The following is a 10,439-nucleotide window of genomic DNA, read 5'->3' on the forward strand; positions in this document are numbered from 1 at the left end:
GTCTCCTGGGCACTTGCAACCATCACATCATAGTCAAGAATGGTAAAGAATGTGCATACAGGGTCCAAGGAGGCAAAGGCTTCCTGGGCTGTGGCAAATCCATAGGTGAAGATTGCAAGGGTATAGGGACAAACACCTTCCGCTTTGGTAATCGCCTGAACTGCCTTGATGGAAGATCCCCCGGTTGAGATCAAATCCTCAATAAGGAGCACCTTGGCACCAGCATAGGTACCTCCTTGCCCAAGTCCCTCAATCTGCTGGCCAAGCCCATGATCCTTGCCGGAACTCCTCACATAGCTCATGGGTTTCTCGAGTCGGTCTGCCAAGGTGGTTGCATGAGGAATGCCAGCAGTTGCAGTTCCTGCAATGTTATCCGGGTCAAAATCAAGGCTCTCCAGCATCGCAGCAAAAGCCTCGCTGACCAGCTTTCTGGCTCCACTTTCGGCAAGCAGTCTCCTGTTGTCATTGTAGATGGGCATACGGTAGCCGCTTGCCCATGTGAAAGGATCTTGCACTTGGAGTCGGATTGCACCAAGCTCCAAGGCTTTCTTTGCCAGAATTGGTCCATAATGGTTTGTAATATCTTCAATATGTTTCATGGTTTCTCCAGTGTAGCCTATTTATTTCCACGCTTCCAGATTTCCTTGAAGGTGTGTGTTTTGTTACAGAATGCACAGACAAAGGTGTTGTCCTTGGTTCGATAGAACATGGCTGGGACCCCTTCACCCTGATCAGGGTGGGAGATGCATGCTTCATTCGTGCAAGCCAGATCCTCAAAGTTATAGATACGGGGGGGAAGATGCAAGCGGAATTTATTGATTACCCTCCCATCCTTGATCAGGTTCAGCGTACAACCAGGAGCAACTGCACTCAAACGCTTGATCTGCTTACGGTCAAGACTGTACTCACCGGGTCGAAAGATGATCCCTTTGAAGATATCTTCCTGACCGCTGGTGCTTACCCACTCCCCACCTTTGTATGCGTCCAGGCCAAGCACACTGCTGATAAGCCTCATATGTCTCCTGATCTCGCCCGGGCTGTCTCCCTTGAGAATGTGGTCGATGACCAAGCCATTTCGAATTGGTTGCACGCCTTCACTCACCCGCTTCTCTTTTGTTTCCCGGGAGTGCAAGTCTACCTCTGTAATGTAGTCTTCGCTCTCATACACTACCTTTTTAGCCACTGGGACAAATTCGCTGCCGATTTTTCCTGCAAGCAGTGAAAGCAATACAATCCTTACATACATACCGTTGATCGATTGTCGTTCCCATCCATTGAGGGGTGTCTCATCGAGGAAGGTGGGAATTGTGGGAGTTACCTTGTGCCGTGGTAGCGGGTGATAGAAGGTGGTACCTTCCTTTATTCTGTCCAAGAACTCTTCTCGGAATGTAATGGAACGACGTAGCTCTTCCTGCCTCTGGAGGATTCTGTCCCCCATTCGCTCCAGCTGTGGACGGGTGAAGTACCACTTGGAAGCCACATCAGGTTGCTCAAGGTATTCTTCGATGGAAGAGAAGATTCGAACTTGGTAACCATTTTCTTCCATCCGGTTTACGTAGACTTCCGGCATTGCCAGTTCTACGGGGGCTATCAAATCAACCTTGACCTGCTTGAATATTTTCAGGCCATCCGCTTTTGAGTGCACGGTTCGTCCGTGGAAGAGATCACCGACCAATGCAAGATGCAATTCCTCGTTGCTCCATTGGTTGTCTTCAAGAAAGGTGAACTCATCAAGCAATTCCTGGGTAGGATGCTCATGCTTTCCATCCCCTGCATTGATGAATATCGGTTTACGATACAGTTTATTTCGCCCTGCGTAAGCGGCGCAAGCCTCCTCCAGATGTCTGGTAACACCCTCAACCTTGCTTCGTATGATGAAGATGGTATTCTCATATCCACTGAGGGTATTGAAAGTATCGGCATAGCTCTCTCCCTTGTTGAAGGAAGAACTGTCGCTGTTCAGCTCAGAGACTTTTGCATGATGGAAGTTGGCAGCATTCTTGAAAGATTCCTTGGTCCTGGTACTGTCTTCCAGAAACACTTCATAGATGCCGAAATCCCTATCATCAATTCTAAAAGGGGCGAGCTTCTCTTCATCTCTCATCTCCATCGCTTGCTTGAGAACACGTACCTGATCGAAGAGGTACATACGTTCTTCTTTGGAAAAATCCTCAATAACACACAACGAGCGTCCTGCAAATACATTCTGTTTTTCCATCTTGACTCCTTCAAAAAAAAAGCCGGCCCTACGACCGACTCTTCACTACACTATCATATTGAGGGGATTCCCATTCCAGAGCGTTATACGCAACACTGTTTCGTTTCTTGCCCATGGGCTCCCTCCTACTTGCTACTTCTGGAAAACCATAGCAGAGAGTTAGCTCTCTGTCTAGGGTTACTCCTCAATTTTCTTGCCAACCGCATCTGTGTCTTGCTCTATGTCAGAGAGACTCAATAAATCCTCTTTCACGGGACCTGTCGATTTCTCTGGCTCCTCTTGTTTTGCAACAGGGACCTCCACTCGTTTGGTCTCCTTTGGTTGCGTGTTCGCACTCTCGCGTTCTGCTTCCACCCAATCTGTAATGGTCTCATAAGCTGAATCAGGACCAAAGGCAAGCACTGCATCGAACTGCTCTGGAGAAATCTTACCACGATTCTTCAGATCACGCTTGTACATTTTTCGATACCAACCATTGGACCGCTTGCGAATATGGTGTTTTCGACGTTTTTTCAGTTTCCCACTCGTACCCTCGGCACTGTACCGAGAGGCATATGAACCATAGCCATACCCCTTGCCATATCCATAGCCGTATCCATAGCGGTATCCCGTTCCAACCGAGCCGGGAACAACACCGTTGAATACCACACCACTGATGGGAACATTTGCCGTTCTCAAGCTGCTGATCAGATCGAAGAGCGAACCCTTGCTGGTAATACCGGCACGGACAGTGATGATCAGGCCATCAACATGTTTGCTGATGGAGAGCAACTCACTGGCGGAGTCCAATGGAGGTGCATCGATAATGACAAAGTCATATACACTTTCCAAGTAGTGAATGAGCTGCTTATACCGTGGATTGGAGAAGATGCCGGCATGCACCAAGGGAGCATTGCCAGGAGGCAACAAGTGCAGCTCGGGAACCTTTTCAATTGGCCTGAGGATACACTCTTCAAGCGTTGCCTTTTTGGTGACGTAATCAACCAAGCCCACTTCACGGTGCTTTAAACGGAAATAACGCTCCATACTGGGAAGACGAAGGTCCCCATCAAGCACCAGAACCTTACTTCCCATCTGAGCCAAGGCAATGGCGATATTTCCGATGATGGTACTCTTCCCTTCCGCCATGGAACAGGAGGTGATGGAGAATACATGCTTCTCGCTCCGGTTGTAGAGCATGTTTGCTACCAGCTTAAACCTCTCTGATTCAAAGGAGAGCGGATCATTATGTACAATAAGCGTTGGATACAAATCGAGAAGAGAGACCTTCATCATGGGGATCCACCCCAAAATAGGTACATCCTTGCCAACAATCTTCTGAATCTGCTGCTCGGTTTGGATGGATACATCCAAGGCCTCAATGGCCAAGGTAAGCAAGAGGCCAAAGGCCGCTCCCAACAACACTGCAACAGCCAAGATCAAGAGCCTGTTCGGGCTGACAGGATTACGTGGAAGAATTGCCTCATCAACAACCGTGACATTGCCACTTACAGAAGCTTCGATTAGCTTCACTTCTTCCAACATTTCCCGCAGTTTCAATCCGATAGCTTCATAGATCTGGACATCCCTCTGCAACTCAGAGAGCCGTCGCTCCAGGACAGGTAGCTGGGAGAGCTCGGAAATGAATACTTCTCCCCGCTCCTCCAAGATCTGGATACCGACCTCAGTGGTGAGCGCCTGCACAATTGCTTGGGTATTGTTCTCATTCCCATACGACCGGGTTAGTAGGGAGACACGGTCAAGCAGGTCCTTGTTCAATTGATTCATCGCACTGCTGATCACATAGGTGCGGGAAGAAGAATCCATGGGCATAGAGATCTGCGTTTGAGTTGCTGAGGGATTACTCAGGGATTCATACATGGTCAATTCTGTTTTCCAGGCTGCAAGGTCATTCAATTTATCTGCGACCACAGGATCCTTTCTAACATCATCGAGAGAAAGGACTCCTTCAACACCAGCCTCAAGAAGACCCTCATTGTATGAATCGAGGAACACCATTGCTTCCTGCAATTGCAGCTTGAGGGGTTCCAAGCGCAGTGTGTAATAGGAGATTTGTTCAACCAGCAGAGAACTCTTGTCGGTGAGTTGGATTATGTCGCTGTTTTCCCTGAAGTCGCCCAAGGCATCCCCTGCTGCAGTAAGCGCTCGATCGTTGATGGGAATCTGGGATTCGATAAACTCACGTTGTGCAGTTTTTGAGTTCTTGGCAATACCAGTCAGCAGTGTATCGTAACTTGAGGCCAGTGCATTGGCAAAATCACGTGCGAATTCAGGGTTTTCATCGGTAACCTTGATCCTCACAATGTTGGTATCTTTCACTGTAGAAACCACAATACGCTCTTTAAGATTACCCAAAACAAGTTTATCTCGGTAATCAAAGCCATCAGAATTCATGTATTGCGATAAATCCAACGTGCTGAGGGCATAATCGATATTGCTTCTACTGGTGATCAACTCAACTTCCGTGGCTATCTTGGTACTCGATGCCGAAATATCCATCAATGATTCGAAAGAAGAGGAAGTCTGGATAGGATCAACCAAGACAGAAACTTCCGACTCATACTGGGGAATGGCAACCTGCAAATAGCCAAAAGCAAGCCCTACAACCAGGATGAAGCCTACAAAGAACCAGCGCAGACGCTTGTGAAAGATGTGAAGCAGCTCTGCAATGGAAATTCCCTCTTCCCCTGCATCAAAGGGACTAATTGACTGTGTATACTCTTCCTGCTGACTCATCTGCTTCTCCTACAGGCTCTTGGATTCCACGATAATGTTCACAACCGTGGCAACGATTCCCAGGATGGAACTTACCAAGCCTATGATGGCGACCGTAGGAGCAATGTCCCTGGCCAATGTCTCTTTAGCGACTGCTATGGTGGTCTCTGGGAGAATGGGGTCTCCCAATGCAATACTCTTGCCATCAGGACCCTGCACTTTCACATCTGACGGGTATGCGGCATCGTCACTCAACCCACCAGCAAGGGAAAGATAGTAATTCACTGTTTTATCCGGTACGTACGCAAATACCCCGGGGCGGACCACCCCACCACTGACGGTCACCAAGCGCTGTGTGAAGGGGATCAAAAGGGTATCGTCGCTTTTCAGCTGCATCGACTGGTTCTCATCCTCCCCATAAAGTATTTTCTGAATATTGAGAGGAATACGCTCACCGGAACGAAGCAGGTATGCTCCTTCCAAGTCACTTACAGCAAGGAACCGGGAAGAGAGGGAGCTAAGCATCTGCTTCATACTCTCTCCAGGATAGAACTGGTAAAAGATTCTTCCAGATGGATAGCCAACCAACGCAGTGGTGGAAAGAGAATCATATACCTCACTGGAGGAGACGGCTCCTTCTATAGTTACGGTCTGGAGGCTGGGTTGTTGCTGGTCAACAATCACTTGATCTAGATGGGATAGTCTATAATCGGGTTGCTCAAGCAAATTGACATACTGCACGTACCAAGCACCACTCTCCGGGTTATACCGTTGTATCCTGATGTTCTGCACATCAGCCGAGGAGAGGAGTCCTCCTCCATAGGTAGTTAAAAGATCTTCCAGGCGATCCGACTCAAGGAGTTGGTAGGTACCTTCCTCATATACCCGGCCGATGAGCATAACCAATGTATCACAACGCTCAAGGGTAATGACATCACCACTTCTCAGCAGCGGATCCTCCTCCAGAACACCCTCGCGCATTGCTTTGTACAGGTCAAACACTTCCTCACTACCATCAGTGTGAAGGATGCGGACATTCCTTGTTGAAGCATAAGGGGTAGCATTCTGGAGCACTTCCGAGAGGCGCGTAAGCCCCCAAGCGGGGACCACTCTTGTTCCTACCACCTCTCCTACCACCGAAACCATGAAGGAACCGGTTCGTATGAAAACAAGTTGTGGATTGGAATAACTATAATAGGTACGTACCATATCATAGATGGCTTTCCTGACCTGGGAAAAGGTTTTATCTTTTCCATCAATGGTTCCTAGGCCGGGGATGGAGACACTACTCGACTCATCCACTTGCAAGTCAACCGTTACACTTTTCATACCATCCAGATAAACCAAGCGGAATGTATCACCAGGAGTAACAGGATAAGAACCATTGCTCACAGCACTCAGTAACCGTTGTTCTTCGTCATATTCAGGGACCTCGGAGAGAAGCCCAAGCTGGGCAGAAAATGACTGGACTTGCAAATTCTCCACACTGGAGGATACTTTCTCCTGAGGTCCAAACAAGGGGCTGCGTATAACCAAACCGGTTTCCTCTGCCCCTAATGAGAATGTACAACACATCAAGAGTATGAGAATAATTACTATATGTGCTCGAGTTTTATTCATGCAATAATCCTTCATAACGAGTAGGCAACATACAAACAGGAAAAGCTAGTCGATATATCCTATCACTTGCAGTACTATGACACAAGTCTCATTTTGCGTGTCAATGCTTTTTTACCAACACTACTTATGGCCAAATTTCGCTGTCTTTTTGTTGCACACACCATTCGTCGATTGCTTGTTTAGCTCGTTTTGCTACATTTTTAGCACGACTATGCAACAATATATATACTTTGCAACAGATACTACCACTAATGCCATACTTTTTGCACAAAATCATAAAAAAACTCATATTTCGGTAAAATGAATTTTTCTTACTACATTTTTAAATTTACCTAGAATTATACTAGGTTAAATGCGTTTTCCATCGTTAAAGGTTTATCAATAATGTTTTGACAGCAGGAAAAACGTCCCGTATAATTTGAAACAGTTGAGGTTCTTCGAGTACCATCAACGACATCACGCAATCTTTTGTAAGGAGAGAAACATGAAAAAGAGCATTGTCTTTCTGTTGATCATGCTGTTGGCCACTTCCTTTGTATTTGCACAGGGAGCACAAGAGGCCACCGATGCTGCAGATGCACCCCTCAAGGTAGGTGTCATCTACATCAGTCCCCCTGGAGATATGGGGTACTCCTACATGCATGACCAGGGCACTATTGCCATGGAAGAGCATTTCGGGGACAAGGTCGAGGTCATTCGCATGGAAGGTATCCCTGAGAATGAGAGTAGCGAACGTGTCATGGAGAGCCTCATCGATGAAGGATGCAAAATCATTTTTGCAAACTCCTACAACTACCAGCAGTACATGCTCAATGTTGCAGAGAGATATCCTGATGTCTACTTCGAGCACTGCTCCGGTTACCTCTCCGCTGACAACATGTCCAACTACTTCGGAAGAATGTATCAGATGCGCTACCTCTCCGGTATGATCGCTGCTGAAATGTCTTCTTCTGGAAAGATTGGTTATGTAGGTGCATACAACACTCCTGAAGTTGTACGTGGAATTAACGCATTCACCCTTGGTGCACGTGCTGTAAATCCCGATGCAACCGTAACCGTTGTTTGGACCAACACTTGGTTTGACCCTTCCCTCGAACGTCAGGGCGCAGTAGCATTGCTTGACCAGGGTTGTGACGTTATTGCACAGCACCAGGATACCACCGAGCCTGCAAAGGCAGCTATCGAACGCGGCAAGTACGCAATCGGTTACAACGCTGACTTCCGCAAGATTGTTGGTGATGACCATGTTCTGGTCTCCCCGATGTGGAACTGGGGCAACTATATGATTCCTGCTGTCCAGAGTGCTCTTGATGGCACATGGGAAAGCCAGAGTTACTGGGGTGGCCTCGAGGACGAGATGATCCATCTTTCCCCGATTTCCCCATTGGTACCACAGGATGTAGTTGACGAAGTCATGGCTATTCAGGACAAGATCCATGATGGCGAGTGGGACGTATTCTGGGGCATGCTTAAGGACAACACCGGTGCTGTCCGCCAGAAGGCAGGCGAGAAGATGAGTGACGATGCAATGCTCACCATGGACTGGTTTGTTGAAGGCGTTATCGGTAGCGTCTGATCTTAGGATTTCCTATTGGATAGGGGCGGGCTGCTGCCCGCCTCTACTTGATTCAAGACTTTTCTTGCCTTGTTTCTGAGGCAAACGTAAGTGGACAGAACATGAGTGAAATAACCACCGACGAAACACCCGTCGTGCGAATGGTCAATATAACCAAACACTTCCCTGGGGTACTGGCTAACGACCAAGTTGACCTGACCTTGCACCGCGGAGAGGTTCTCGCCCTGCTCGGGGAGAACGGCGCCGGCAAGAGTACCCTGATGAATATGTTGGTCGGACTGTACCAGGCCGATAGTGGGGAAATTTATGTTAAGGGAGAGCTGGCAGATATCAACTCCCCGCAGGACTCGATGGCCCTTGGGATTGGCATGATCCACCAGGAATTCATGCTGGTAGGGAACATGAGTGTAGCTGAGAACATTGTCCTGGGCATGAAGGACCTTCCTTTTGTACCGCCCATGGCAGAGATACGCGAAAAGATAACGGAGCTGAGCAAGCGTTATGGCTTGCAAGTCTATCCGGATAAGATAATTCAGGATCTTTCAGTCGGGGAGCAACAACGTGTAGAGATATTGAAGTTGTTGTACAGAGGGGCTGATATTCTCATTCTTGATGAACCTACAGCAGTGCTTACTCCTGGGGAAGCAAGAGATCTGAATGAGATCCTGAAGAAGATGCTCGCAGAAGGCAAGAGCGCTATCTTCATTACCCACAAGATGGATGAGGTGATGGAGTTCAGCCATACTGTCCAAGTACTGAGACGAGGAAAAAGTGTATCAGTATGTCCTACCAAATCGATCAAACGGGTACAGGACCTGGCCAACATGATGGTAGGTCGTGATGTACTCTTCTCCTTGGAACGTGGTCCGTACAACCCAGGGGAAGTCAAGGTCGAAGTGAAGGACCTTCTTGCGCTGCCTGTAGGGGGTGGAAAACCGGTTCTGGACAACATCTCCTTTTCAATTCGTGGTGGCGAGATTTTCGGCATAGCAGGTGTTGCAGGCAATGGCCAGCAACAGTTGACTGAGGCCATCACAGGGCTTTTGAAAGTCAACGGAGGGACCATTTACCTTAATGGTAAAGATATGACGAACAAGACCCCACTGCAAATCATAAAGACAGGGGTAAGTCATATCCCAGCCGACCGAGGAAGAATGGGTGTGGTCGGAGATATGAGTGTTGGAGACAATCTGTCGATGAAGAAATATCGAACGGTTGAACTCTCCGCGCACAATATCATCAAGCGTGGTCTGGTCCGGAAGTTTGCAGACCGACTCATTGAATTGTTCACCATCAAGACCCCCAACCAGGATACTTCGGTGAAATTCCTGAGCGGAGGGAATATCCAGAAAACGATACTGGCACGAGAGATAGACTCCTGTGGAGGCATCCTTGTTGCGGTCTACCCTTCCAGGGGACTTGATGTTGGAGCCACAGAAGCTGTTCGCCAAAATTTGATCAAGCAAAGGGACAAGGGGTGTGCAGTTCTGCTGGTCAGTGAGGAACTGGAAGAACTGTTGATGGTTGCAGACAAGATTGCAGTTATGTTTGAAGGAAGAATTATGGACATCATAGATGCAAAGGACGCAAAAACCGAGGAACTTGGCATGTTGATGGCAGGTGTTGAAAGGAGGGATATATGAAATTCCGCTTGGAAAAGCGCGACTACCGATCCACCAGAATGGCGGTACTCGTCCCTGTAGTCAGCCTGCTGGTCTCCTTTGTTCTGGGAGCTATTGTGCTGCTTATCTCTGATGCAAATCCATTTCAAGCATATGCAGCGATGATCAAGGGAGCCTTCGGTAGCCAGACTAAGTTGCAATATACATTGGTTAAATCAATTCCCTTGCTCCTCTGCGGTCTTGCTGTGGGAATAGCATTCCGTTTGAAGTTCTGGAATATTGGAGCTGAAGGTCAGTATGTCGGTGGTGTCATCGGTATTACCTGGGTTATGCAGTTCTGGACATTCCTTCCAACCGCACTGCTTTTACCGGTAGGCATGGTCGTCGGTATCCTGTTCGGCGCCTTGTGGGGAGGTATTCCTGGTGTATTGAAAGCACAATGGAGTGTGGATGAGACGCTCACTACCCTGATGATGAACTATATCATCATCGGCTTTGCTGAATATCTGTATTTCAATGCATGGAAGGCTCCCAGGGGAAATATGGGAACAGTGCTCTATCCAAAGGAAGCTTGGCTTCCCAGAATCTGGGGACGAGTACATGGAGGCATTTTCTTTGCTTTGATCCTTGTAGGCCTTCTCTGGTTTGTCTTGTATAAGACACGTTGGGGGTTCGAGCTGAATATGAT

General features: G+C 48.0%; 7 protein-coding genes. 3 read left to right on the forward strand and 4 right to left on the reverse strand.

The window, feature by feature from the left end; all coding sequences use genetic code 11:
• The 4 genes from pyrE to JF818_RS16110 all read right to left on the reverse strand — a co-directional run.
• A partial coding sequence (pyrE, locus tag JF818_RS16095; protein WP_198893057.1) for an orotate phosphoribosyltransferase occupies positions 1-599 on the reverse strand: 599 nt, incomplete at its 3' end.
• Between the two features lie 17 nt (positions 600-616).
• Positions 617-2,218 (reverse strand): bifunctional aspartate carbamoyltransferase catalytic subunit/aspartate carbamoyltransferase regulatory subunit, encoded by a 1,602-nt coding sequence (locus JF818_RS16100; protein ID WP_198893058.1) that lies wholly within the window; start codon positions 2,216-2,218, stop codon positions 617-619.
• A 177-nt stretch (positions 2,219-2,395) separates the two neighbouring features.
• Entirely contained in the window at positions 2,396-4,954 is a 2,559-nt protein-coding gene (locus tag JF818_RS16105; RefSeq protein ID WP_198893059.1) for a polysaccharide biosynthesis tyrosine autokinase, read from the reverse strand.
• A 9-nt stretch (positions 4,955-4,963) separates the two neighbouring features.
• Entirely contained in the window at positions 4,964-6,553 is a 1,590-nt protein-coding gene (locus JF818_RS16110; protein ID WP_198893060.1) for an SLBB domain-containing protein, read from the reverse strand.
• Positions 6,554-7,037: 484 nt separating this feature from the next.
• Here JF818_RS16110 and JF818_RS16115 point away from each other — a divergent pair, with 484 nt between their 5' ends.
• The 3 genes from JF818_RS16115 to JF818_RS16125 form a co-directional block, all read left to right on the forward strand.
• Complete coding sequence (locus tag JF818_RS16115) at positions 7,038-8,129, forward strand: BMP family ABC transporter substrate-binding protein (protein WP_198893061.1); 1,092 nt, start codon at positions 7,038-7,040, stop codon at positions 8,127-8,129.
• Between the two features lie 101 nt (positions 8,130-8,230).
• Complete coding sequence (locus tag JF818_RS16120) at positions 8,231-9,772, forward strand: ABC transporter ATP-binding protein (RefSeq protein WP_198893062.1); 1,542 nt, start codon at positions 8,231-8,233, stop codon at positions 9,770-9,772.
• The coding region (locus JF818_RS16125; RefSeq protein ID WP_198893063.1) for an ABC transporter permease at positions 9,769-10,439 on the forward strand (671 nt) is incomplete at its 3' end. The genes JF818_RS16120 and JF818_RS16125, both read left to right, overlap by 4 nt.

It is taken from the genome of Sphaerochaeta sp. S2 (assembly GCF_016406725.1).
GTDB lineage: Bacteria > Spirochaetota > Spirochaetia > Sphaerochaetales > Sphaerochaetaceae > Sphaerochaeta.

What these genes read in the sequence shown, in the direction of transcription:
- JF818_RS16100 (WP_198893058.1), bottom strand. Translation starts at nt 2,218, where the DNA reads ATGGAAAAACAGAATGTATTTGCAGGACGCTCGTTGTGTGTTATTGAG.
- JF818_RS16105 (WP_198893059.1), bottom strand. Translation starts at nt 4,954, where the DNA reads ATGAGTCAGCAGGAAGAGTATACACAGTCAATTAGTCCCTTTGATGCA.
- JF818_RS16110 (WP_198893060.1), bottom strand. Translation starts at nt 6,553, where the DNA reads ATGAATAAAACTCGAGCACATATAGTAATTATTCTCATACTCTTGATG.
- JF818_RS16115 (WP_198893061.1), top strand. Translation starts at nt 7,038, where the DNA reads ATGAAAAAGAGCATTGTCTTTCTGTTGATCATGCTGTTGGCCACTTCC.
- JF818_RS16120 (WP_198893062.1), top strand. Translation starts at nt 8,231, where the DNA reads ATGAGTGAAATAACCACCGACGAAACACCCGTCGTGCGAATGGTCAAT.